The organism is Bradyrhizobium sp. MI1.3, from assembly GCF_055811695.1.
The window spans coordinates 14050-38781 of the sequence record NZ_JBVVPQ010000065.1 but is presented as its reverse complement, the minus strand read 5'-3'; the positions used below and the strand labels follow the sequence as shown (position 1 = coordinate 38781).

Annotated in this window: 22 protein-coding genes; 14 read left to right on the top strand and 8 right to left on the bottom strand. The window is 59.4% G+C overall.

Annotation, left to right across the window (positions count from 1 at the left end; translation table 11 throughout):
- Nucleotides 1-180: hypothetical protein (locus AC0L3A_RS32180; protein WP_473255881.1), on the top strand; the 180-nt coding region annotated here is incomplete at its 5' end.
- 48 nt (nucleotides 181-228) lie between these two features.
- Complete coding sequence (locus tag AC0L3A_RS32175; protein WP_473255880.1) at nucleotides 229-417, top strand: hypothetical protein; 189 nt, start codon at nucleotides 229-231, stop codon at nucleotides 415-417.
- A gap of 460 nt (nucleotides 418-877) precedes the next feature.
- On the opposite strand, the gene AC0L3A_RS32170 is transcribed toward AC0L3A_RS32175, so the two are convergent.
- Entirely contained in the window at nucleotides 878-1465 is a 588-nt protein-coding gene (locus tag AC0L3A_RS32170) for a phasin family protein (protein ID WP_007595372.1), read from the bottom strand.
- Between the two features lie 578 nt (nucleotides 1466-2043).
- Nucleotides 2044-3834 (bottom strand): adenylate/guanylate cyclase domain-containing protein, encoded by a 1791-nt coding sequence (locus tag AC0L3A_RS32165; protein ID WP_473255879.1) that lies wholly within the window; start codon nucleotides 3832-3834, stop codon nucleotides 2044-2046.
- Between the two features lie 275 nt (nucleotides 3835-4109).
- Here AC0L3A_RS32165 and AC0L3A_RS32160 point away from each other — a divergent pair, with 275 nt between their 5' ends.
- The 4 genes from AC0L3A_RS32160 (at nucleotide 4110) to AC0L3A_RS32145 (ending at nucleotide 7078) form a co-directional block, all read left to right on the top strand.
- On the top strand, nucleotides 4110-4598 hold the full coding sequence (locus AC0L3A_RS32160; protein ID WP_473255878.1) for a lipocalin-like domain-containing protein: 489 nt from the start codon (nucleotides 4110-4112) through the stop codon (nucleotides 4596-4598).
- A gap of 289 nt (nucleotides 4599-4887) precedes the next feature.
- The gene (locus tag AC0L3A_RS32155) at nucleotides 4888-5802 is read left to right on the top strand and encodes an amidohydrolase family protein (RefSeq protein WP_473255877.1); all 915 of its coding nucleotides are present in this window, start codon (nucleotides 4888-4890) and stop codon (nucleotides 5800-5802) included.
- Between the two features lie 526 nt (nucleotides 5803-6328).
- Nucleotides 6329-6724: a hypothetical protein gene (locus tag AC0L3A_RS32150; RefSeq protein ID WP_473255876.1), complete on the top strand. Its 396-nt coding sequence runs from the start codon at nucleotides 6329-6331 to the stop codon at nucleotides 6722-6724.
- A 138-nt stretch (nucleotides 6725-6862) separates the two neighbouring features.
- Nucleotides 6863-7078 carry a hypothetical protein gene (locus AC0L3A_RS32145; RefSeq protein ID WP_473255875.1) on the top strand — a complete coding sequence of 72 codons (216 nt, stop codon included), beginning with the start codon at nucleotides 6863-6865 and terminating at the stop codon, nucleotides 7076-7078.
- 420 nt (nucleotides 7079-7498) lie between these two features.
- Here the strand turns inward: AC0L3A_RS32145 and AC0L3A_RS32140 are convergent, their stop codons facing one another.
- Nucleotides 7499-7765, bottom strand: a complete 267-nt coding sequence (locus AC0L3A_RS32140) for a hypothetical protein (RefSeq protein ID WP_473255874.1) — start codon at nucleotides 7763-7765, stop codon at nucleotides 7499-7501.
- Between the two features lie 561 nt (nucleotides 7766-8326).
- Between AC0L3A_RS32140 and AC0L3A_RS32135 the strand changes: the two genes are divergently transcribed.
- A complete protein-coding gene (locus AC0L3A_RS32135) occupies nucleotides 8327-8590 on the top strand; it encodes a hypothetical protein (protein ID WP_473255873.1) in 264 nt (87 codons plus the stop codon).
- Between the two features lie 105 nt (nucleotides 8591-8695).
- Here the strand turns inward: AC0L3A_RS32135 and AC0L3A_RS32130 are convergent, their stop codons facing one another.
- Nucleotides 8696-9433 carry a metallophosphoesterase family protein gene (locus tag AC0L3A_RS32130; protein ID WP_473255872.1) on the bottom strand — a complete coding sequence of 246 codons (738 nt, stop codon included), beginning with the start codon at nucleotides 9431-9433 and terminating at the stop codon, nucleotides 8696-8698.
- 593 nt (nucleotides 9434-10026) lie between these two features.
- On the opposite strand from AC0L3A_RS32130, the gene AC0L3A_RS32125 reads away from it, so the two are divergent.
- On the top strand, nucleotides 10027-11457 hold the full coding sequence (locus tag AC0L3A_RS32125; protein WP_473255871.1) for an undecaprenyl-phosphate glucose phosphotransferase: 1431 nt from the start codon (nucleotides 10027-10029) through the stop codon (nucleotides 11455-11457).
- 39 nt (nucleotides 11458-11496) lie between these two features.
- On the opposite strand, the gene AC0L3A_RS32120 is transcribed toward AC0L3A_RS32125, so the two are convergent.
- The 3 genes from AC0L3A_RS32120 to AC0L3A_RS32110 form a co-directional block, all read right to left on the bottom strand.
- Nucleotides 11497-11790, bottom strand: coding sequence for a hypothetical protein (locus AC0L3A_RS32120; protein ID WP_204513783.1), 294 nt, complete (start codon nucleotides 11788-11790; stop codon nucleotides 11497-11499).
- A gap of 525 nt (nucleotides 11791-12315) precedes the next feature.
- The gene (locus AC0L3A_RS32115) at nucleotides 12316-14547 is read right to left on the bottom strand and encodes a GNVR domain-containing protein (protein WP_473255882.1); all 2232 of its coding nucleotides are present in this window, start codon (nucleotides 14545-14547) and stop codon (nucleotides 12316-12318) included.
- Nucleotides 14548-14577: 30 nt separating this feature from the next.
- Nucleotides 14578-15087: a hypothetical protein gene (locus AC0L3A_RS32110; RefSeq protein WP_473255870.1), complete on the bottom strand. Its 510-nt coding sequence runs from the start codon at nucleotides 15085-15087 to the stop codon at nucleotides 14578-14580.
- A 621-nt stretch (nucleotides 15088-15708) separates the two neighbouring features.
- Between AC0L3A_RS32110 and AC0L3A_RS32105 the strand changes: the two genes are divergently transcribed.
- The 4 genes from AC0L3A_RS32105 to AC0L3A_RS32090 are packed head-to-tail and all read left to right on the top strand — an operon-like array spanning nucleotide 15709 to nucleotide 20477.
- Nucleotides 15709-16920, top strand: coding sequence for an acyltransferase family protein (locus AC0L3A_RS32105; protein ID WP_473255869.1), 1212 nt, complete (start codon nucleotides 15709-15711; stop codon nucleotides 16918-16920).
- Nucleotides 16921-16927: 7 nt separating this feature from the next.
- Nucleotides 16928-18271 (top strand): hypothetical protein, encoded by a 1344-nt coding sequence (locus AC0L3A_RS32100; RefSeq protein ID WP_473255868.1) that lies wholly within the window; start codon nucleotides 16928-16930, stop codon nucleotides 18269-18271.
- Nucleotides 18272-18279: 8 nt separating this feature from the next.
- Nucleotides 18280-19386, top strand: a complete 1107-nt coding sequence (locus AC0L3A_RS32095) for an acyltransferase family protein (RefSeq protein WP_473255867.1) — start codon at nucleotides 18280-18282, stop codon at nucleotides 19384-19386.
- On the top strand, nucleotides 19383-20477 hold the full coding sequence (locus AC0L3A_RS32090) for an acyltransferase family protein (protein WP_473255866.1): 1095 nt from the start codon (nucleotides 19383-19385) through the stop codon (nucleotides 20475-20477). The genes AC0L3A_RS32095 and AC0L3A_RS32090 overlap by 4 nt, the downstream gene beginning before the upstream one ends.
- A gap of 22 nt (nucleotides 20478-20499) precedes the next feature.
- Here the strand turns inward: AC0L3A_RS32090 and AC0L3A_RS32085 are convergent, their stop codons facing one another.
- On the bottom strand, nucleotides 20500-21657 hold the full coding sequence (locus AC0L3A_RS32085; RefSeq protein WP_473255865.1) for a glycosyltransferase family 4 protein: 1158 nt from the start codon (nucleotides 21655-21657) through the stop codon (nucleotides 20500-20502).
- Nucleotides 21658-21891: 234 nt separating this feature from the next.
- Here AC0L3A_RS32085 and AC0L3A_RS32080 point away from each other — a divergent pair, with 234 nt between their 5' ends.
- On the top strand, nucleotides 21892-23349 hold the full coding sequence (locus tag AC0L3A_RS32080; protein ID WP_473255864.1) for a lipopolysaccharide biosynthesis protein: 1458 nt from the start codon (nucleotides 21892-21894) through the stop codon (nucleotides 23347-23349).
- Between the two features lie 238 nt (nucleotides 23350-23587).
- Nucleotides 23588-24730 carry a polysaccharide pyruvyl transferase family protein gene (locus AC0L3A_RS32075; RefSeq protein ID WP_473255863.1) on the top strand — a complete coding sequence of 381 codons (1143 nt, stop codon included), beginning with the start codon at nucleotides 23588-23590 and terminating at the stop codon, nucleotides 24728-24730.
- Nucleotides 24731-24732 lie beyond the last annotated feature (2 nt).

Here is a 24732-nt window from a genome sequence, read left to right as displayed (position 1 = left end):
AGTGCTGTGGTAGTGGCGGTGTGCACGTCATCGTGCGCTCTGTTGCGCCTAAAGCCGGCGATCTCCTTGTCGATTTTAAACGCAAATGACAAGGTCAAAGAACCTACCGCTCGCGCGGCGTTAACGTCGCAATGCGATGGCTTCCGGATTGATCACGAAGTCAGCCCCATCTCGGCTTGAACGAAAGGAGAGGACACGCAACTTTGGGCGGAGCGGGGGATTTACGCCATGGACATCGATCATGATGACTTCCTCGTTAATGAGGTTGGCCATTCTCAAGCCGATAACCTTCCGAACCTGCGTCGCTTTCAGACGATTGGAGACGTAGCGCCCAAACGCGCCCGCGCGGTAACCCGGATTGGATCAGCAACACCGTTCGGAATGATTTCTGGTATTGGCCCTTTTCGTCCGCGCTAGACGCTTGGCTCGACCTCGGCTCTCGGGGCAATCCGGACGTTATCGGCGCTGGTTCAAATCGACATTCATGACCCGGAGCGGAACTCAGAGCCGAATTGGATTGACGCCAATGGGCGCTACAGATCAGGTGTTAGACCAGTCGTCCGGCCCTACGTGCTTCGCCCTCGCGACCTTGTGTTGTGGAATTCCTGAGCATGAACCTTGCCCCGGGAATTCTGAGCGACAGAGCTCGATCAGCGGTCCTCTAACATCGGCGCAGCTCGTCGCCTCAAGCCGATTCGCGACCTTGTCCATCTCCCGGATGGTCTCGCGGATCACCGCGAAGGCTGACCGACCTTGCCGTGAATTTCGTGACGGGACATCTAAATATGACCAGTGCCCTCGAACGCCTCCCGACTTAAGGTCAACGAGCAGATCAGCGGCCGGGATTTTCGGCCGCTGATTTTCGCTCGAATTAAAATCAGGCTGCTCGCTTCATGGTCTCGGTCATGTGTGTTGCGGCGTCATCCACCGCCTTCACCGAAACGTCAGCAATCCGGCGACTGCTCTGTAGCGTACGCTCCAAACTTTCCCGCAGCAAATCAGTCTGCATCGCCGCAAAGTCGTGAGGCGTTCGGCACTGCCAAAGTTCGCTCATTCCTTTCATGCTCCTCTCGATCTGATATCGCGCAAGCTCAAGGCACTCTCGAGAAGCATCGTTCAGACCTTTGCTCATTGCTGTGGCCGAATAGAGGATGCTCTCAGCGTTCCGGGCAGATCTCTTGGTCGCATCCTGAGCTTCATCTCCAGACACACCAAGGGCTCTGCCCATGTGATCTGCTGAACGCCCCATCATCGCCGTCATCATATCCAGGCCAAAGCGCCACGTGTTCTGGAACATCTCTGCATTCTGCTGTACAAGATTGGCGCCTGTCTTCACTACTTGCTCGTTTGTCTCAGCCGCGGCCAATCCGATGCGCCGGGTCTGCTCAGTTGCTCTCTCGGCAGCGCGAGAAGCTTTATCCTCTGGATTATGGGTAGCCCTGTTCTCGTGGCGTTCGTGGGCCATTGTCCTTCTCCATCTCTCACGGGCATTTTCGGGGTGCTTTGCGGCTCCCCAATCAGAGCTGCATCCTAAGCAAAAAAAACGTGGTCAGTTTACGTCCGTTCCGGAAGGAATGAGATTTCACGTGCGGCTCGGCCGAGCGTGGAGCACCAATGGATCCGTGGAGTTGGTTACCCAACCGGTGCGATGGACCATTGCCTCAAGTGGATAGGCGCGCTGCCGTGCCACAGTCAGGAGAACTGACGTTTCGCACCTAGGCTCCAATCGGGCGCGTGCTGCTGACCAACCGCGAGCACAGCGCCATGGACGCCAGTTTCAGACGCTGCCGGGGACGAGATTTGTGGTCAACGGCGGACGGCAGGCGGCTGCTGACCGGGTCCGCCGAAGTGAAATGGATCACCGGCTGGTCTACGGCCACAACCTTCGAAGGGGAGTTCTCCAACGTGACGCGCAGCTACGCCCGATATGCTTGGTAACGTCGCGACTTCCGCTGTTGACCCATAGCGCCAGTTGCGAAGTGCAGCGACATGTCCGGACGCAGGCGAGGACCGGAAGTCGGTCGCTCAGCGGGAAACCGGACATCATCCCTCCGGCACCTCCGCCAGCCGCAGGCCCTGATACACACGCTCGCGTTTGGCGAGGTAAATTGGGTTATCGCTGCAAGCTCCATCTCGGAAGCGGCGGATGGTGAAGCTTGGAACCAGCGCAAATATCGCCTTTGCAGCAGCTTTCGCCTCGTCCAGCGAGCCAAGCAACGCGAGCGCGGCAGCCAACCCGAAATGTGCGTTCACGTCATTTCGATTGGCCTCGATGCTGCGGCGGAACCAGCAGACTGCTTCAGCATCCTCGTTAAGCTGCAGCTTGGCAAAGCCGGCTATCATGAGCCATCGATGGCCGAAGATATCACGAGGAGACAGGCGAAGTGCTTCGTTGATATGAGCCACCGTCTGCGCTCCGCGCCCCATGTACAACTTAGCGCCGCCGATTTGCGCGTGAGCCTCAGCCAAATTGTGATCCAACGTCAACGCCCTCTCGAACTCAGCGATGCCCTGAGCCGCGCGGTTCGTGCACATTAATGCGCAGCCCAAAGCCAAGTGTGCGTAAGCATGGTTGGGCGCGAGGCACAGCGCCCTTATTGAGGTCGCCTCGGCCACTGCGTAATGCTCGCTCGTGGCGTCATCCAAGTAGCTCGCTCCAAGCATCAGATCGGCGCCAGCCATCCACACCATCGCGTCGACATTCTTGGGGTCGAGGGTCACCGCCCGTTCAAAAATCGCGCGCGCTTGTGGCACACCTTCCAACGTCCACCCCTTGTGCAACAAAGCTTTGCCTCGGAAATACAAGTCCATCGAATTGGGCTGCGGAGATCGCTCTGATCGCCTGGCCTCTTGTTCAGTGAGTTGGGCGTCCAGTGTGTTGGCGAGGCGCGATACGATCTCGTCTTGCATATCAAAAAGATCGGCGACGGGTTTGTCAAAGCGGTCGGCCCATAGATGCGCGCTGGTTTCCGCGTCCACGAGCTGAACGTTTACGCGAAGTCGATCGCCGGCTCCCTGCATAGAACCCTTTAGCACGTACCGAACATTCAGTTCGCGGCCAATCTGCTTGAGATCGATCGCTTTGCCCTTGTACGCGAATGCGGTGTGTCGGCCGATAACGAACGAGCCGGAGATGCGCGACAAATCTGTGGTCAAACTCTCGGTCACGCCATCGACAAAGTAGTCCTGCCCAGGATCGTCACTGAGGTTAGCGAAGGGCAACACAATGATGGAAAGGCGGGGCGGTGAAAGTGCGCTTGATCCCGCCCCCGGAGATAGCGCCGCCGTGCCGAACCCATCCAGAACCACAGCATAAGCTCGAACCGGACGGCCGATGTTTTTGAGGTTCTGTTCACCAATATCGGCGAACCTGTCGCCAAACTTGCCCTGGACCTGATCGTAGACAGCCGAAGAGATGCAGATGCCGCCGGGTGCTGCGACGCTCTCAAGCCGTGCGGCGATATTCACCCCATCGCCAAAGATGTCGTGGGGCTCGACGATGACGTCACCAATATTAATGCCCACTCGAAAAGCGATGCGCCTGTCTTCCGGGGCGCCGGCGGTAAGTTCGCGAACGCGCGCTTGGAATACCATCGCAGCCCGAAGAGCTTCGACGGCACTCGGAAACTCTGCGAGAAACCCGTCGCCGGTATTCTTGACGATCCGGCCGCTGTGTTCGGCGATTGTTGGATCAACAGCCTCCGCCAAGAGAACTGTCAGTTTGGTATGCGTGGTCTCTTCGTCATGGTGCATGAGCCTCGAATAGCCAGCCACATCGGCGGCCAATATAGCCGCCAACCTCCGTTCGATCCGTCCTAGCCGCTCCTGTGCCATGACCCGCGATCCAATCTGAATGCCATTCTACGCCGGATCGGAAGGAATGCCCACCCGGACCGACAATCGGTTATTGGCCCTAAGAAGAGCGGTTCAGCCTCCCTGACGTCCGCTGTCGCTGGATAAACCGGACGCCGAGCTGCGCGTGGCTCGCCAGCTGCTTTTGACCCACAGCAGACCTTCCCGGACCCCTCGCTCTGGCGGATTTCCTCTCTCACAGCTAGCCTTGGCATTTGTTTGAACGCACCCGGTCATCTGCTGAGAGGGAGGAAGATATGGTACTTCTCCGTGTGCTCGCTGCTGCTATTGTATGCGTCTGTTTTCAAGCTGGATTTGCCCTTGCGGAGGATACAGCGGGGCAACTCGCAGGTAGTTGGAAGCTAAGCTCATGGACAATTCAGATTATCGGTGGAGAGGCGACTGAGCCTTTCGGTCCCAATCCCAAAGGCAGGGCGGTCTTCGCGGCAGACGGATACGTGACATTCGTCATCGTGGCGGCAAATCGCAAACCGGCAACGAACAATGAGGAGTCGGCAGTCCTTCTGAAGTCACTCCTCGCCTACTCCGGAAAATTTGTGATCGAAGGAGACAAGTTTACGACCAAAGTTGATATATCGGGGAATGAGCGTTTGACCGGACAGGACCAAATACGATTCTTCAAGCTGGAAGGAGATAAGCTGACCATTCGAACGGCGGAACAAGTCAGCTCCGTTTTTCCCGGAAAGAGAGTGGTAGGAAGCCTGACTTGGGAACGCGAGCGCTAATAGCGCTGGGGTGGCACCTGTGTTCTGCTCCGCCCCGCGTCGATCAGGCATGAACTAAGAAACGACGACTTCCGTTATCGGACCAACGGAGCCAATATGCGCCGCAGGAAAGCTGCGATGCCAATCACCCTTTGAACCTTTATGGTCCCAACTTTGATTTACATTCATAAATGCGAGCAAATTCGCAGCGCTTGGATAGCGCGGGCTTCGGCCGCCACCGCGCGTGACAACATTAAGCAGTCAAGGAGGTTGAATGCTTTCACGCCGTCGTCTCCTCACCGGCACCGTCGTGACCGGTGTCGCGCTGTCAGTTCATCCGGCCACGACATTTGCGCAGCCAAAACGGGTGATCGTCGATTCGCAGGTTCACCTCTGGCCGGCGAGCACTCCGGAGCGACCCTGGCTACCCGGTGCCAAGCCGCAGCTTCCCGAGCCCTTCACCATCGAGCGGGTCATACCGCTGATGGACGAGGCCGGCGTCGATCGCGTCGTCATCGTTCCGCCGGCATCACTCGAAGGCGAGCGCGTCGACTATGCCCAAGAGGCCGTCAAACGGTATCCGAACCGCTTCGCGATCATGGCGCGTGTGGCCCTCAACAAGCCCGAGGGCGCAGCGCGGCTTGCGACGTGGCGCGACCAGCCCGGCGTTCTGGGCGTGAGATTGAACTTCGGGCCCGACGAAGCCGCGTGGCTGACTGACGGGACCGCGGACTGGTTCTGGCCGGCCGCGCAGAAGGCTCGTTTGCCTGTGATGTTTCTCACATCGGGGCAGACGTCGCTGTTCGCACGTATCGCCGAGCGACACCCCGGCCTTACGCTTATCCTCGACCACATGGGCGTCGGCGCGGGTCTTCGCCCTCGTGCTGATTCATCACAATCCGGGAAAAACAACCAAGTGGCGGAAGCTATTGCCGAGGCGGCCGAGCTCGCAAAATACCCGAACGTTTCGGTGAAGCTGTCCTCGGTGCCACTGATCTCGACCGAGTCCTATCCATTCCGCGATACCATTCCGCATATTCAGCGCCTTTTCGACGCGTATGGACCGGAGCGCTGCTATTGGGGCACCGATATTACCAATTCGTTCGCCCGGGCCACCTATCGGCAGCGCGTGACGCAATTTACGGAGGAGCTTCCATTCCTCACCGAAAGCGACAAGGACTGGGTCATGGGCCGGGCGATCTTGGCGCGGCTTCGCTGGGCATGAGCTAACCTTGCGGCGATGCGCGAGTCTGCTGTTGGCCCTTCAGCGACCTCGGCAGACGTCCGCTTTCCCGCCGCTGGTAGGGGGTGAGCGGGCATAAGGCGGCCAGCTGCTTAATGAGTACACAGACTAGGAGGGTCCTGCTGCCAGTTAAATTCGGCGACTGTTCGCGATTCCTCGCCGTGCGCAGACGCCGCCCCTGCACTGGCGGTGATCCACAGGCGATGCTTGCGCTATTCCCGCCGCGGCATGCGGCACGGATCCGTAGCCCGCACATCGCCTGTTTCGTCCAGCCGTTTGCACGCAAATTCCCTGTTCACTACCGATAAATTCCCTGTTCGGATTCGGCGGATCGCGCCCCGGATGCGCTGAATTTCAAGGCAAATGTTCGCATTTCCATGGGATAGCGGCCTCACCGCAGGCGCGCTTTCCCTGTAAAATTCCCTGTTCGCAGGGAATTCGGACCGCGGCAGCGAAGGAACTTCCAGCGCCTGTCGTGATTGCTGTTCAAGCTCAGGGAGACGCATCCATGATCCGCAAACCTCTATTTGTTGTCGTTGCCTGCATAGCATTCTCGTCGACCGCGCTCGCCCAAGGTGGTGGCGGCGGCTCGGGTGGGGGAGCCGGCGGCGGCGCGGGTTCGGCGGCAAGCTCTGGTGCTGGGACAGGCACCTCGTCGAGCAGCGCGACCTCGGGCCCCTCGGCTCCGTCCGGCACGGGGACTCAAGGCACCACCACCGGCGCTAACGTGAACACGAGTAACCCCAACTCCAGCCAGAACAATCCGAACGTCCAACCCCCAACCGCGAACGGAAAGACGCCGGCCGCCGCGCAGGCCGAGCGTAACTCTGGGGTTGGTCATTCAGCTAATGGTTTGCCGATCGGAAGCCCCGGATCGGGCACCAGCAACGAAGATCAGAAATAGGCGATCCATCTCAACTCTCACCGAAAGGTCCACCGTTGCGGGCCTTTTCCTTCGAGCTTTGGAGATTAGGCGGATCTTTGAACTTTGGAGGGCTCCGAATAGATCGGACAGCCTGCGGCCGGTGTGTTAAAGCCGGGGATGAAAAAATTCATTTTGGCGATGCTGCTCATCGCGACGCCGGCATTGGCGCAGCCCGAACCGGCAACTCCGAAGGCCCCATTAACCGATCGCGAACGGGTTCAGGCCGATCGTGCGCAGGCAGCCACACAGGAGAAGGACGCCCCAACGGCGCGCCCGTGGGACAGGGGCGCGGATGGCAAGCGGCCTTGGGACCGGGGTGCGCAGGCAAAGTAGCAGCGTTCCCGATGGGACGTCGAAAGCCTGCCGGCAATCGGCAGCCTTCCGTGAGGAGCCTTCCGCGACGGAACTGAGTTTACGCAGCACGGGCTGAGGCTGCCTCAATTTCTCTATCGAGCCGTGCAGCGAGAGCGCTCCGCTTCCTCGCCAGTCGGCACGGCGCTATCTGATGGTCACTTCCACAGCGATGACCGAGGATCCGCGCTGCCTGCGATTTTCGCCCGACACCGCAATTCGAAACCGGTCAGTTCCTGGACGCGAGGGGCTTGGTAGCGAAATGACGGGCCGACGATCCGCCCGTTCGGTGATCATGTTTGGATGGGCCAGGCAAGCCCCAAACAAAATCGCCGCCACCCAGTTGCCCGGTGTTGCGGCGATTCATGGTTGAACGCGGCTGGTCGCTAAACGGTTTGCCGTTCACCGAGCGTACCAATACCCCCACCAGCGTTGCGACACGGGCCGGGCCTCCGCCTTGAGCGCCGTGACTTCCTCGACAGGGCGAAGGTTGGGGCCATAGATCGCAGGCGGGTAGACATCATCCCAAAACACGTAACCGGTTCGGACGTAGGCCGACCGATGATGCGCAGGAGCCAGCGCAAGCTCCGCGGCTGAAGCTGCGGTCGTTATCAAAGCAAGGCCAAGAACAGAAAGAGCAATGGATGGAGCAAGGGTGCGGAAGTTCATCGGATCAATCCCTCTCGAAAATGGGCGAGAAATAATGCGACGGCGTCTGAAAGGTTGCAAGCGCTTCGTTCCATAGAATGGCTGCGAAAGCCAGCTCTTCAGGTGCGCCAATCCACCTGGACGGGACAGAACAGATTTGAGGTGACCATCCGTGTCGGTGCGTCCGGCCAAAAGATCGCGCTACCAGACACCTCAGATGCTGTTGCTCAGGACAAGATCAGGCGTGGGCAATCTTTTGGCACCAGGAGAGTCACCAAGAATCATCAGGAATCATGATGTCGACACACTGCTCACTCTTGATGAGCACCGCACTATTCAGGGACGACTCGTATGGCTTCTGCATTTGTCTTCGCCTTGATCTTCTGCGCCGGCGTCATGTTGGTCTATGCGCTGCGTACCCGGCGGTCGCAACGAACCACGACGAACGAGCCCTCCGGCACCTCGCGCAGAACGTCCCGATCGACTCCCAATTCAGCATTCGGACACGTCCGACGTGCCTTTTAGGCCTCGTCCAGCGTGCGAGCGACATCTCTGTTCTCATGACCATAAGCGACACATGACATGACCCAGCCGATGAGGGACGCACCGCGACGGTACATCGTGGATGGTACAGGACAGCGTGTCCTTTTCGGTTTGACGATTGCGGAAACCATCGAGTTCGAGACGTTGGACAAGCCCGACGCCCCCCTCGACCCTGGCCTTCGCTTTGATCAGAACAAGCCCGGACAACGATGGCTGGAGCTCTACGCCAAGCATGAGCGGGCCTGGCGCAATTGGATGGCCAACACGCGAGCAGGACGGGAAGTGCCGCTCGTGCTCAACTAGCTGACGCCGTTAACTCGTGAGTGCCGATTCCGTCCGTTCGCTTCAGGAAAACAATCTCCCGATGGATCGGCAAACATTTCCTGGGCTAGGCATATCCTGGGCGAGTCATACCGCCAGCATCCGGCTGCCTTGTATACTCATGAGAGTTAGATTGCCCGTCGCGTAGGCGCCCGTATCGATGTTGACCCGGTTTGCCAGGACTTCGGCGGTGCGCACCGGCGTGTGACCATGAACGATATATTTGCCGAACTGCTCCTCGCTCTGAAGGAACTCTTCGCGAATCCAAAGCAGGTCGCTTTCGCTTTGCTCGGCCAAGGGGACACCCGGGCGAACGCCGGCGTGGACGAAGAAAAAGTCTCCACAGGTAAAGCTAAGCCGTAGTTCGTCCAGGAACTCCAGATGCTCCCCCGGCATTGCGCGGATCAAGTCGCGCATGATCGACCCCGGGTCGTCGCGCTTCAGGTCTGGCGGTGCGAGGCCATAGGACATGAGTGTCTGGGCGCCACCGATGCGAAGCCAGTCTTCAAACAACGAAGGGTCTTCGAAAACCCTCACTAGAAATGCCTCGTGGTTTCCCTTGAGAAAAATCGAATTTCCCCGCCGGCTTCGTTCGATCAAGAGATCAAGGGTGGCGCGCGTGTCCGGTCCGCGATCGACGTAGTCGCCCATGAACACCTCGATCGCATAGCGTGGCCGACTGTGGGCCACGTCGGCATCGATGACCCGCAACATGGGCTGCAGCAAATGCGAGCAGCCGTGAATATCCGAGATCGCGTAAATTCGAACGCCGTCCGGCAGTTGCGGTCTGTCAATTGGCGGGTGTGATCGGGCAAGAGATGTCATGGCGCGCACACTCGGTGAGGTGGTGAGGATAATTTCGCCAAGTCGGTCCACGGCCGGACGTTATTGAAGAGTGCCGCCTCTCAGACGGCCTGATTGCGCCGAAGGAAAGGAGGATACTCGCTTGCTTAGCTTGTCGGCGCGCGCTGAGCAAATCAGGCAATTCTGCCATGGGCTGCATCGCGCCCGGCAGCGCGGAAGATGCATGTCTCGCTGAAGACGGTTGAGGAGATACAGCTTTAGATCGCAAATCATCGAACTTCTAGTAATCGAATCGTATCGCTGCGGAGCCACTCAATGTGGCAATAGGCGCATCAAAGATGAGCTGCTAGCGCTTCATTGCAAGTGCCCGACCGAATTCGAAGTGGAACTTGATTCAAAATAGGGCAGCGAGTTTCGATCGTGTGTCAGCACTGTGACGCAAGTCTTCCGCGCCCGATGACATCTCAACAAAACGCGATGCATTCATGCATCGCAAAAGTTTCGCGTGCAGCGCCACAATATCGCTGTGTTCACTTCACAGTTTGCGTTCGGGGAAGTGACGGATCTTCAGCATCACGGATCAGCGTCAAGCATTTTCGATAGCAGAGGTTCGAATGGCTGTTGCAACTTATGGTTCTGAAAGCGCTGGTGCACTGTCGTCAACGCGCGGCACGGCTCTTCAGCGGCCTTTTCAGATCGTCATCATCGCTGCTGACCTGCTGCTCATCCTGCTCAGTTACGCTGCAGGGGCGGCGCTCTACAATGTCGCGCTTGCCTCCACTGGCGACGGCGCATCGATGGGCGCAGGATTGATCGTCGGCGTTGTGTTCGTCGCGGTCGCATATTCCCAGGATGTCTACGCCACGCACCGCTTGCTGAATCTGGTCTGGCAGCTGCGCAAGGCGGTCTTCATCTGGTTGGCGTCGCTGACGATCCTCGCTGTCGCGGCCTTTCTGCTGAAGTCGACGGACAATCTGTCTCGCGGCACAGTGATTATTTTTGCTGCAATCGGCGGCGCCGGATTGATCAGCCTGCGCTTTGTCTGGCAGTTCGTGCTCGCGACAAACTATGCCAGAAGCCGGCTGGTCGATCGCAAGGTGATCCTGTTGAGCCTGAAGCCGCTCGATTTCACCTCGAACCGTTTCAAGGATTTGCGCCGGAACGGTTTCGACGTCATGCGTCATTTCGTGCTTGGGATCGACAGCGGCGATGGCCATTGGGAGCGACAGATTCGTGATGTCATTCGGCAGTCTCGCCAGGCGGACGTCGACGAGTATCTTTTGGCGATCGATTGGAACGAATTGCCGATGCTTCGAAAGATCGGGCCCTACCTGCGCGCGGTGCCCCAACCGGTACGCCTTCTGCCGGACGATTCTCTCGCCGACCTCGTGTCGCGCCCATTCCTGCCGGTCAGCGAGACCGTGGCGGTCGAGATTCAGCGGCCGCCGCTCAGTGTTCTCGAGCGTTTCCAAAAGCGCTGCCTCGATGTAGGGGTAGCCTTGTTGGCGCTCGTCATGCTTACACCGCTGCTGCTGACAGTCGCCGTTCTGATCAAGCTCGGATCGCCAGGAGCTGCCATCTTCCGCCAGTCGCGCCGAGGGTTCAACGGCAAGCCGTTCGAGATATGGAAATTTCGAACCATGACGGTCTGCGAAGACGGGCAGACGATTACCCAGGCCACCAAGCGGGATGCTCGGGTCACCAAGATCGGGCGTTTCCTTCGCATGACAAGCATCGACGAGTTGCCGCAGCTTTGGAATGTCTTGCGCGGCGACATGTCCCTGGTCGGGCCGCGCCCGCATGCGCTCGCCCATGACAATTACTACGACGAGCTCATCAGCAAATACGTCTACCGCCACCACATGAAACCGGGCCTCACAGGCTGGGCTCAGGTCAACGGCTTCCGGGGGGAAACCCCGACGATCGATCTGATGGAAAAAAGGGTGGAATACGACGTCTGGTACGTCAGCAATTGGAGTATCTGGCTGGATCTGAAGATCATGGCACGTACGGCCTCGACGGTGCTGTTCCAGGAGGCCTATTAATAGGATCCGCCTTGGGGGACCGGCGGCACCTATGAGCCGTTAGCTTCCGTTGCCGGGGGTCTTCTTGAAGAGGCGAAGGACGGCGTCCCGCAGCGCAAGCATTGGCGGCACAAGGACGAAGAATGCTCCCATGGCGACTGAGGCGACGACGTGGCGAAGCGAAAAAGGCTCGTCATGCTCGAGTTCTCGGCGATTCGGATCGAGCGGGGCAGGCGCGAGAGTGGTCGCCAGCGGCCGGGATTCCCGGCGGGCCTTACGCGGGGGAACCACGATCAACACGAAAAGAATATTGAGCAACACCCAGATGCTCAGGACGATAAGAGCAATCACCATCCGAACCTGCCGAAAAAGTACGAAGAGTATGAGCGCACGTTAGCCTCCTGAACCTCGGAAGGAAAGGTGCTCAAAGATTCGGCAGTCCAGGCTGCGGTCACGATCAATAGCCCTTCGTGCCGGGGGCAAGTTTGTGCAGGCAACACGTCACTATCTACTATCTTTCGTCCGGATCGCCGTCGTCAATCCATGCCTTGGGCTATGGCAGAGATCGCCATTTGTGGATTCCGGATGAATACGGAGATAGGACGCGTATCGGAGCCGACGATAATGTCACTTGGCGGGTTGGTTCCGAGTCTTCGTGACCCCGGAACTCAATAGAGCCCGCTGACGGGTCTTCGCCTCGCCGGGCGTCCCGCCGCGGCTGCGAACTTTCGACGGCCGTTTCCGTCCGTTCCTGCAGACGGCGGGACCGAAAAGTGCCCTCTGCAGTCTATCTTCGGAAGGCTCCGCGGCGGTCGTCAGCAGGGCGGGGCATGCGCGAGGGATGCAGCCGCAGACTGTGCGGCTTGCGCCCCCTTCGCTCTAGGAATGTTCGACGTAATAGCTGTTGCGGTGCTTACCCTTATACGCCTCGATGCGTCCAAGCATCTTCGGGTTGGCGCGATTGAGGACGGCACCCAGCAGCTTCTTCTGAAGGATCTCCGATCCCGAAATTGATTCTTGAAGCGCAGCTCGCGTGGTTGCTCCCCATTCGATCACATAGACCATTGCGTCGATGAGGACGCTGAACGCCTTGGAGTCCGCCACGGGCATCACAGGGGCAAGATCGATAATGATGTATTCGTAGTGTTCCCGTAGCATCGCGAGCAGGTCGGCCATTGGCCTCGATGCGATGACGTCGGCCGAATTGACCATGCGCGAAGCAACGATGGAGGGCAAGAAATCGAGACCGGTCTCCTTGCTTCGTTGCAGGTGATAGCTGAAGGCGGTGGGGTCACTGAGAGCCTCGACCAGTCCGCTGTTGGCGTCAGGTGCGAGTTCCCGCGTGAGTGAGCGCGTATGCAAGTCGCCGTCGATGAGGATGGTGCGGTGACCTGTCATGGCAATCAACTGAGCGAAATTGGCCGCGACCGTCGTTTTTCCTTCCTTTGGCAGCGACGATACAATGCCGATGACCTTGATCTCTCGGGTCATGCGCGCAACGTCGATCGAAACCTTGATGTTGCGCAACGTTTCGGCAAACCGCGAGAACGGATGATCGACGACGTAGCGGGATAGTCCCGCTACGTCGGCTTTCGCGGATGCCGAAAGCAACGCGCGTGTCTTTGTCGGCGGGCGAATATCTGGCAGGACACCAAGACACTTCACGCCCAGTTCGTCCTCGACCTCCCCGGGGGTCCGCAAGACGTCGTTGAGGAGCTCGCGCGCAAAGGCGGCGCCGAAGCCGAGACAGAGGCCGCCGACCAAGCCGCCCACCAGGGCTAAAACCGTCCGCGGCGAACTTTTGCGATCGGGCTTGGTCGCGGTGCTGATCAGGCGTGCCTCGCTGAGCGGGAAGCTCTGGTTTTGGGTGGCGCTTTGCAGCTTCTCCAGGAAGTTATTGTAGAGATTGCGATAGGTGTCGGCCGCGCTTTCGAGATCGCGCAGCTTGACTTCCGCCTGGCCGGTGTGACCCGCCTGGGCGACCAGCTCTTTCACGTTCTTGTCGAGAGATGCCTCTCGGCTTTTTGCGATCTCGTAGTCGCTGCGATAGGCGTCGCCAATCCGATGGAGCTCATCGGCGATATTCTTGCGCAGTTCCTCCATCTTGTTGGCCAAATTGACCGCCGCAAGATGAGTCTTGCCGTAGCGCCTTGACCAATCGGCATATTGAGCCTGCAAATCGAGGTACTGGGCGCGCAGGCGCGTAATGACCGAATTGTTAAGGGCGTCCGTCACGGTCGGTTGGGCGAGGTCCTGGTCGGAAATCGCTTCGATCCGATCGAGGCGCGCCTTGGCTTCGGCCGTGGCCGCCCGCGCCTGAACCAGCTGTGTATTCAAATCCGACAATTGCTGCTCGGACATGAGGCCGCGGCTGGTTCCGACGATATTATGCTCGGCCTTGAAGGTTTGCACCGCGCGGTCGCTGGCCGTTGCCTGCTCGCTGAGCTCGACGCTTCGCTGCTGGAGCCATTCGGTCGCCCGTTTCGTGGACTGGTATTTTGCTTCCAGTGCACCCACGATGTAGGCATCGGCGATCGCATTTACGATCTTGACGGCCTTGTCCGGGCTGTGTGCGCGATAACTGAGCGACAGGACGTATGTGGTCAGGACGCGCTCGACCCTGAGACTCTTTTGAATCGATTCGACCACGGCATGTTCGATCCGCTCCTGCGTGGGCGGTTCGCCGGATTCGAACACGGACATGACCTTGCCCATGATGACGGCGAGAAGTCCTGGATTGGATCCGTTGAATTCCGGATCCTCGGTGAGCCGCAGGCGGCGAACGATTGAAAGGATAAGATCGTCAGAATTGATGACTTCGACTTGGCTGTCGACGTAGCCGGTGTCGATCAGAGCGCTGTTGGTCCCGCTGTCCTTGTCGAGAACCTGGGTTTGCCGGGTGTCCATCATGATGCGGGCGTTTGCCGTATACATCGGCTTTGCCAGCACCAGATAGACGATCACCAGAGCCAGCGAAGCGCCAACTGCCGCAGCGATCAGCGGCCATTGCCGACGAAGGACGTCGGTCACACGGTCAAAGCTGAGGACCGCGCCGCCAAACTCGATGCCGAACCGGTGTCCCGATTGGAAGTGTTCTCTAGGCTGATACATCTGAAAATTCGCTGCCTTAATGGTCAAAGATCAATTCGGGAGGGGAACAGGTTTGAATGGGTTGGCCAGTTTGGTCTTCCATTCGCCCTCCAAGAGCGCTCCGCCCCGAGACTGCGTCGGCTTGTTGTCACTCGGCTGCAATTGGGTGCTGGAGCCATCTTCTCCCGCCGCGGAATAGCCCGCTTGCACGGCGAGGTCGCCGACCCGCTGCGTGAAATCCCTAATCTTGCGCGCAGCGTCCGGTTTCGTTGACGTACACAGCGCTTCTGCGAGCCGCAGCGCTGCGCCGATGGTCGAGCGGTCGGGAGAAGCCGATTCGGAGATAAGCGTCTGCACCGACGGCAACACCGATGGATTGGTCGCGATATACGAAGAAAGGCGAGACCTCAGCTTCTCTTTGTCGTTGCGTAGCCGCTCCAGAAGCGAGGACGGCGCCTTCACGAAGGCGTCGAGTTCGGTTTGTGAGGCGCGGTCCGAAAATCCGACGCATTGAGCTCGGGCGGGACCGACGCCCGATGCGATCAGAGCAAATCCCGTCAAGATGACGGGTAGCCATCTCGGCTTCGTACGAGGCGTCACTCCGCAGCTCATCCGTGTCCCTTCGTCGTTGCTGCAAAACCAGTACACACGAAGAGTGGCAGTCAACTGTGTCAATTTTTGTGCGACGCAAAAGCGGGCTTCACTCGGTCGCGTGTGCCGTCGATTGCCACATCAGTGCCTTACCTCTCGTCGGTTGTGCAACTACGATTTGCAATGCTCGCGAGATCAGCACAATGCCGCCCGCGAATTTTGCAGATTGAAGATTTATGAGGCGATCGAAATCATCTCGTCGCGAATTGACACACGACAATTGTTCCAGCGGCGGCAGCCCGCGGATGAAGAAACATCTTCCATACAGGCTAAATCGCAACACCGCCGGGTTTCGCGCATACTTTGTTCGCAAATGCTCGCGACCATTCGCTGACGAGTCAGTTCGTTCGTCGCGATGCCTCTCGATCAGCAAAAATGGCGCAAAGTTGTCGCGCGCATGTTCGAATGACAGAGAGCGATGAATTTATCGCCGGTCGTCATGCGTCATACGCGAATCCCCAATCGTGACGATTGAAAGCACGCAAAGACCTGATACAGACTGCTGCGGTGCAACAGCTACGGAATGTCGATGTGACGGAGTTGGTTCATCGTGAGAAAGCGCATGTCCTGCCGCTCGACAGCATCCGGGGTATCGCCGCGACATCTGTGGTGATCCACCATCTCCTGCTGATGCCGACCTTTCTCGCGGCATTCCCACACAATGCATGGATCAATTGCTCGTTCTTCAGAAGCGCGTGGCTATTGGTCGACTTGTTCTTCGTTCTCAGTGGCATCGTGATGTCGTTGAGCTACGTCGAGGGCGACTTCGGGCGCTTCTCGCTGCGCGAATTCATGGTGCGGCGTCTGGCACGGGTCTATCCGCTTCACATCGTCATGCTGATCGCAAACCTGCTGTTCCGCCTTCTGCGTATCGGCTTGGTCGCCGCAGGCGTCGTGGTTGCCGCGCCAGCCGCATTCGAGGTGAACAACGCCTATTCGTTCCTGCTCAACGTCTTTCTCCTGCATTCGATGGGGCTGATCGACTATCTCAGCTGGAACGCTCCGAGCTGGAGCATAAGTGTCGAATTCTACACCTACCTGGTGTTCGGCCTGATCGTCCTGCTGGCCCAGCGCATGCGTTCGCTGTCGTGGTTCTACGCCGTCTCCGGGCTGGTCGCGGTCGCAAGTCTGGTCGTCATCGTCTTCGTGCTCGACAAGAGGAGTCTGGGACTCCAGACCGATTTCGGCATCCTGCGCTGTTTTGTGAGCTTCTTCCTCGGTGTGTTGACCGTCAGGATCGTTCGTCGCCTGCCGGGCAAGCCGAGCCCTGCCGTGCAGGGAGGGCTGCAGCTGATCGCCATGATTGCCAGTATCGTCCTGGTCAGCCTCGCAGAGACCAATCCGGCGGCCACCTTCCTGGCGCCGCTTGTGTTCGCAACCTTCCTCGGCAGCCTGCTGGCGTTTCCGGATGCGTTGCTGGTGCCGAAGATTCTGGTGGCGCGGCCGCTGGTGTGGCTCGGGCGAAGATCCTACTCCGTCTATATGGTGCATGCGCTGGTGGTGCTCTTCGCGGAGTACTTCGTGCGGGCACTCGGGCCACGGCCGATCGCGGCGCTCGATTCGATCTGGGCCGGGCTGCCGGCCACGCTGAATCTCGTGATCTCCCTGGCCGCTGTGCTGGCGGTTTCGAACTTCAGCTATCTCTACGTCGAGATTCTTGGCGGCAAGCTGCTTCGGAATGTTCTTGGAAGCCGGCCCGATTTTTCGCGATCTCCCGCGCCATCGGCGCGGCTGACGAATTGAGGCGAGCATGACGGCCCTTGCGCTGCAGCGCCCGCAGATCACGCTGGTCAGCCTCAACATCGAGGCGATCGCGCTCGGGGTTTATCTGGTCCGGGACGCTTTCGGCGGCGTGATCCGCTACTACACCAGCATCTTTCATCTGGACACGCTCTGGTACCTGCCCGACGGCGTCGCGCTTCTGTGTCTGGTCCAGTTCTTCGTGCATTGCATTTTGCGCAACCGCAGCACCCTGGCGCTCCTGGTGTTCGCGCAGATCATGCTGTCGCTGGTGCTCGGCTACTTCATGATGGGCACTGCGACCGCCGCGATCTCGGCTTTCAAAATGATGCTGCCGGTGTTCGTCGGATTCTGCTTCTGCGATTCGAGCCTGGGTTCCTACCGAAAGCTGCTGTCGGTCATCGCTGTGACCTTCTATCTCTCCGTCATCGGCGTGTTGTTGACCAAGTATTACCTCATGCCCTGGGTCGGCTACAAATATGAATCCTTTGGCGCCGTGCGTGAGGCGGGCCGGCTGTGGTGGGCCTATGGCGGTGACGATCAGCGCCTGATGGGCTTTGCCGCCGACAATACCATGGCCGCATTCTTCATCCTCGTGTCGTTTGCGATCACGTCGATCCGCAAGAGCACGCTGTGGTGCCTTCTGTACGGCTCCCTGGCGGTTTACGTCATTCGTCTGACCACCAGCAAGACGACCATGATCGTTCTTGTGCTGTATTTGGTGCTGCTGGTGATGGTGCGAATGCTGCCGGAGAAGTCGCGCTTCCCCGCGATCCGCGCGATCGCGTTGTGGTCGTTCGCTGCGATCCTCGTTCCGTTCTTCATGATCGTGGTCGCATCGGGCACCGCAGCAGTGCCGCACTCGACGTTGTTCAGCATCCTCGACCGCATCAACAACAGCTGGCAGCTGCCGTTCGTCTATATGAGCCAGCTGATGCCGATCGGCCTGATCACCGGCTGCGGCGCGGGTTGCTTCAACTATCCGCAGAAGCTTTTCTCGCCGCTCGCGGCGTACTGGGTACCGGTCGACAACTTCTACATCGGAACATACCTGATGTTCGGGCTTCCGTTCGCCGCATTCATGGTGATGGTGTTCCGGGCCAACTTCGGAGCGACCGACGTCTACAAGTTGACGCTGCTCTTCGTCGTCAACCTGTTTACGATCACGGTCTTGAACTACGGTCCGGCATCAGGACTCCTGATCATCGCCTTGAGCTTCAGCGAGGTATTCTCACGGCGGGCGACGTCCGCGCGGGCAGCCGATGCCGTTCCGATAGAATTGCCGCGGCCGATCCGCTCGTTGGAAAGTTTCGGCGTGGATATGCCAGGGACGGCTGCGCGTGGGAGCAGGTGAGATAAACGATGCATAGACGGCTTGCATTCATCGATACGCTGCGCGGCATTGCGGTGTTGGCGGTGCTGTTCCAGCACGTGTTCGAGGTGATCGTCCAGAAGCACCCCACCGGCGCGTATTATTGGGTCTTCCACGATGCGATCGGCTACTACATGAACTTCGGTCGGTTCGGAGTCGTGCTGTTCTTCTTCGTCAGCGGATTCGTCATCCCGTTCAGTTTTCCGGACAGCGCGACCCCCGTGCGCGATTTCACGATCAGCCGCTTCTTTCGGCTCTATCCGGCGTACTGGACGTCGATGGTGATCGGGCTCGTCACGATGCAGGTGCTGGAGTCCAACGCCTATCCGTTGTCGCAGGTCATCGCGAACGTAACGATGCTGCAGACTTTCGTGAACATTCCGAACCTCTGGGTCTTCTACTGGACGTTGGCGATCGAACTCCTGTTCTATGTCGGATGCACTATTCTTTTCGCGATGGGATTGCTGAACCGGCGCTTTACTGCAGTCGGGATTGTCATTGCTGCGGCGCTGGTCGGGACAGCCGCAGCACTTCTGGTCGAAAGCAGGACGGTGTCGTCGCTGATGGAGGTTGGGCTGAATCTCTCGGCGATGTTCCTGGGCAAGGTCATCCGCGACACCGTCATCGGCGGAAAGCTGCGATGGCCGCACGTCGCCGTGTGCACGGTGTTCTATGCGGTCTTCGCCATCACTCTGGCGGAGAGGCGGTTCGGCGGCGTCTATCAGGAGAACTTCTTCTACAGCTACTCGATCGGGGCGGCTTATGTCTGCGCTGCGCTCGTCTTCATCGCGTTTGCGGCGTTCGGTGAGAGAATGGCCTGGCGCTCGATGGCGTTCGTGGGAACGATCAGCTATTCCGTCTATTTGATGTCGCCATTCGTGATCGTCTGGATCCATCGCCTCGTCTGGCTCGGTGATGGACCGCTGGGATGGGCCGCCTTCGCCGCGCTGGTCGCGGCGCTGTCGATCCTGGTCAGCTGGTCGACATATGCATTCGTCGAGAAGCCCAGCATCTCGTTCGGCCAGAGGTTCCGGTCGAAGCGCAGGAGGGCGGTCGTTCTCGAACCAGCGCTCAGCGCGCAGGGGGCAGCTGAGTGATCGAAACAACGCGCCAGCCGAATGCCGGATACGACGGATCTTTCGTTCCCTCCGTCCAGGGACTTCGTGGCATTGCGGCTCTGAGCGTCCTGATGGATCATTTCTACGACATGCCAAAGGGAGGCGTGTACGACATTGCGGATCCCGGCTTCCTGCCGCCGCTCTGGCTCTGGCTGCAATCGGTGATCAATGTCGGCGGCCACGGTGTCGAGCTGTTTTTCATGATCAGTGGCTTCCTGATCCCGGCCAGTCTGGTGCGGCACGGCTCGCTGACACGGTTCTTCTTCGACCGCATCCTGCGCATCATGCCGGTGTTCGTCGTGCTGCACCTCGCGTTGTTCGTGATCGGCCCGATCGTGGGCTACAAATTCTTCCGCGGGATCGATCTGACCGGTTATCTCGCGATCTTCACGGCCAATCTCTTCTTCGTGCAGGATGCTCTCGGCTTACCCATCGCCCAGCAGAATGCCTGGACCTTGACTTACGAATGGGCGTTCTACATCTGGTTCGCGCTGACATTCTCGGTCTGGCGCATCGGAGGCAGAATGCTGGCGGCGCCCTTGATCTTGCTGGGCGTGGCCTGTCTCCTGCATTGGCCGATCACGGCGTTCTTCTGCATCGGCATGCTTCTCAGCGCCACGGGTTGGCGCATCTCCATTCCGGGACCTCTTGGTTTGATGGCAGGCTTGACTTGCGGGGTCGCCATGTACGCGAGCCTGGTGCTGTTTCACCCGTTCGTGGGTCTTATTCCGGGTCTTTTGCTGTTCGCCATGGTGCTGGCCCCGGACTCCGGCTTAGCCAAGGCTCTCAGCACGCCGGCCCTGCAGTATGTCGGCAAGATAAGCTACAGCCTGTATCTCGTGCACCCGTTTGTCCTGTTTCCGTTGCAGGTGATCGGGCTCAAGCTCGTGGCTGTCGGTGTCGACCGTTGGCTGCTGTGGGCAGCATTCATCCTGCTGGGCTCGTTGATGTCGCTGGCTGCAAGCGCGATCAGCTACGAGCTGATCGAGGTAAGGTTGAGACGCCTGTTGGATGGCGCGGTCCGCGGCATGTTCTTCCGGTCATTGAGCAAGATGGAACAATCCGCCTAGAAGATCGCAATACCCGTCACGCTCAACTGACGGTACGGCCGGCAAGCTTGCGGTAGGATGGCAACAAGCCATCGGCGATGCGATCCCAGTTCAATGGACCGGCTGCTGTCTGTCGTGCACCGTCGGTCAACGTCGCGGCAAGCGATTTCGAGGTCAGAACGCGTTCGAGCGCATCGGCCAACGCGGCAGCATTGCCGGGCGGGACCAGAAGCCCGTTCACTCCGTCTGTCACGACGTCAGGAATTCCACCGGTAGCGCTGGCGACGACGGGACGGGAATTCCCGTAAGCAGACGCCAGCACGCCGCTCTGCGTCGCATCCTTATAGGGCAGGGCGACCACGGTCGCCGATTGAAACAATTGGCCCGTATCCTCGGGCGAGATATAGGCGTTGATCGTTTTGACGGTTGGCATCGCTTCCATGCGCGCGCCAAGTCGCGTCATCTCGGGACCGCGGCCCGCGACGATCGCTTCGTGCGCCACGCCGCGCCGGTCCAGCAGGTCGATCGCGTCGATGAAGATATCCAACCCCTTGTAAGCCCACATCCGTCCAAAAAACAGGATTCGTGCAGATTCGGGTTCGATGGCGGCGGCGCTCGTCGGGGGCACCATGAGCACCCCGTGCATGCTGGAGACGATTTCTCCATTGAACTCCGGCGACGCTCGGCGAAAATCTGCAATGCAGCTCTCGCCGTGCGTCGTGACGACCGATGCTGCCGCGCGCATGCGCGCGCGCCAGCCATCCTCGCGCGGAGAGGTACCAGAACCGCCCTCCGAATGAGGAATCGCGTCGTGAACGGTCAGCACCAGCGGGATTCCGAGCGGTCGCAGGAACTGGATCAGCTTGGATGTGTAGACTTCCGGAACTTCGTGACAATGAACCACGTCTGGACGAAACGAAATTATGTCCACGAATGAAGCCGGAATGCCGATGGCGCCGGCGCGGCGCAGGCTCAGATCGCGAATCCTTGTGTTGAAGGGAGTCGTCGCCGCGATATCGGCCAGTTCCCACTGCTGGTTCGCATCCTTGCGGTTGAGGACGAGGCGAACATCGCAATGGCGTGCCAACCCTGATGCGAGCCGGTAGGAATATTCTGCAAAATGCGGCGCGTAGATCGCCACGCGCAAGCGCCTGGAGTCGCGATTGAAGGCAGTGGTAGGCGAATTCATCAAGGCATCCATTTTGCATCACATCGCTGAGCCGGTTGGAGTGTAGTCCACGATTTGAACTCACTTCCACGCTAAATCGGATGATTGATGGCGCTCATCTGATTGCCACAACGCCGTCGTAGTGCTGCGCGATTGCTGCCGCCATCGGGACGGAGTGGAAATGGCGACGTCACGCGCGGTCATCGATTGCCTTGTTGTCTAGCGGGCGATTGTGATTGGATCTGTCGGAATTGGGTCGATTTTTTGATGAACGTCACTCCGGGCAAACAACATCAGGTCGTGGTCGCGTTGTTGTGGTCGCTGGCGCAGAATTGGGGCGGCCGTGCGCTGTCGTTTGTTCTGTTCTTGATATTGGCGCGGCTGCTCAATCCTGCGGATTTCGGTCTCGCCGCGCTGGTTGGCTTCATCCTGCTGCTGCTGAGCTCCATTTCTGAATTCGGGTTCGGTGACGCGTTGATCCAGCGACGCGCGCTCGAGCCTGCGGACGTGACGCTGCCATTTTTTTGCTCACTGGCGGCATCGGTCCTCCTTGCGGTTCTTATCGGCCTGCTGGCGACCCATATCGAACGCTGGCTCGACGTGAAGGGACTTGCCCCGCTGTTGACGGCCGCGAGCCTCTCGCTTCCGATCGGTACCGCCACGCTGTTCCAGGAGGCGCTCTACAAGCGCCAGATGGATTTTCGCGTGCTTGCGCTCAGGACCATGGTGGCGACCGCGATCTCCGGAGTGGTCGGGATCGCCTGTGCCTATGCCGGGTTCGGCGCTCTCAGCCTCGTGATCCAGGTGGTCGTTCAGAGCGCGGTCAGCGGCCTGTGGCTCTGGAGCCAGCCCAGATGGCTCCCGATGCGCGGCTACGATCTGAAGAGCCTGCGCGAACTCTCCGGCTATAGCATCCATGTCGTGTCGAACAGGCTGCTCGACTTCGCCATCGTGCGTACGATCGACATGATCATCCTGTCGCTCTATGGCGTCGCGGCCTTGGGCATCTACACGGTGGGCGCGCGAGTTTACATCATCCTGATGCAGTTGCTGACACAGGCGGTCATGGACGTCGCGCTGAGCGCATTGTCCAAGATCGCGCATGAGCGTCACCGTATCGCCGACGCCTATCTGCGCAGCGTCAGCCTCGGAGCTTTGATTGGCTCTCCGGTCTTTGTGCTCCTGGCGGCGATCGCGCCGGAGTTCTCCCTGCTGCTGTTCGGCTCAAAATGGGCCGGCAGCGAAGCAGTGATGAGGCCGCTGATGCTCATCGGCGCGATTCAGACTGTGCAGTTCGTGAACAGCGCCTATTTCGGTGCCATGGGCAAGCCCAACTACGTTTTCCTGCTGAACATTCTCAAGTTCGTCACGGTGGTGCCCGCAATGTTCCTGCTGCCGTCGCACGACATTGGTCAGCTGGCCACCATCTTCGCTGTCGCACAGCTCGTGGTTACGCCCGTGACATTCGCGCTGGCGCTCAGGCTGCTGGGCCTGAGCTGGAACCAGTTTCTCCGGCCCGTCGCAGGCTGCCTTTGCGCCATCCTTCTGGCCTATGGCGCAGTTGCGCTATGCCGCGAAGCGGCCCCGGACATGAATCCCTATTTGCGGATAGGACTGCTCTCGTCATGCTTCGGGGCCACCTATCTCATGAGCATCTTGCTGTTCTGGCGGAAGCAACTGTTCTCCCTGATCGCTTTCGTCGTGAAGCGTGGTGCGACCGCCTGATGAAGACGAGGAAGACGTCGTGAAGCAACTGATTCCGGTACCTGTTCGCAAGCATCTCCGAGGCTGGCTCAACAGCGCGAAGAACACGCCCTTTGCGGTCGATCTGCTCGAGTTGCGCAGGTGGCAAATCGCCAGGAAGGCGATCGGTGCCAGTGCCGCGCCGCGCAACAACCCGCGCCGGCTCGTCCTGCTCCCGTCCGACCCCTGGAGCATTCATCAGTCGCGCGGCGATGAGGCCATGATCGAGGCGGCCGTCGGCGAGATGAAGCAGGCTCATCCGAACATCGAGGTCTACATTGTCACCGCCACCGCAGCGGCGAGCGCAGATGTGCGGGCAATGGGCTTCAAGCCGCTCGAATTTTGGAGGCAGCCGTTTTCCTATACGACGGTGGCGCAGGAGCTTTCTCTCACCAGGCCGGATTTTGGAATGGTTCTGGGGGCAGATGTGCTGGACGGCTACTATTCCCCCGTGGACGCCGCTCGCATGCTGCTGGTTGCCGATCTCATGGCAGCGTGCGGCGCCAAGGTCAGCGTGCTCGGATTCAGCTTCAACTCCCGTCCGGCCAAGGCATTGCGCGAGGTGTTTCGGCTGCTCGATCCCGGCGTGGTCTTGAATCTGCGCGATGCACTATCGCTTCAGCGCTTCAAAGAGTTCGCCCCGAATCGTGCTCACCTCGTCGCTGATTCCGCGTTCATGCTGGTGCCGCAGGCGGAGACTGCGGCCGTGAAGCAGATTGGGGCCGCGATTGCGGAGCAGCGCAGACAGGGACGCAACGTCTTTGTCTTCAATATCCATCCGATGTTGTTCAGGAAATCCGAGCCGGCCAAGTTGCAGCGAATGATCGAACTCGCGGCGAGCGCAATGGGGCGCATGTCTCGAGAGCACAACGCGAGCTGGGTGTTGCTCGCGCACGACTATCGTCCGGGGATCGCCGACGATAATTGCCTTCGACCGCTGGCCGGTCGGCTGCGCGCGGCGCTGGGCGACCATATTCATCATGTCGAGCACGTTCTGTCAGCGAGCGAGATCAAGGCGGTCGTCGGTCTGGTGGACGGCGTCGTCACCGGCCGCATGCATCTGGCGATTGCGGCTCTCGGACAGGGAACGCCGGTTGCGGCGATCACATACCAGGACAAGTTCCAGGGCCTGTTCGCTCATTTCGGTGTGAGCGAATCGCTTCTTCTCTCACCGGAGCAACTTCTCGCGGGAGACAATCTTGAGATGTTTCTGCTGAGGTTCCTTGGCGCCTACAAGACGGCTGGCGCGCAGGTCCGCAATATGTTGCCGGCCGTCATGGAGCTGTCGCGCGCCAACATCGCTCCGCTGCGGGGCGATGGTTTGATGTCGGTTGACGCCGCGTCCGGCGGTAAGGTCGCCTGAGG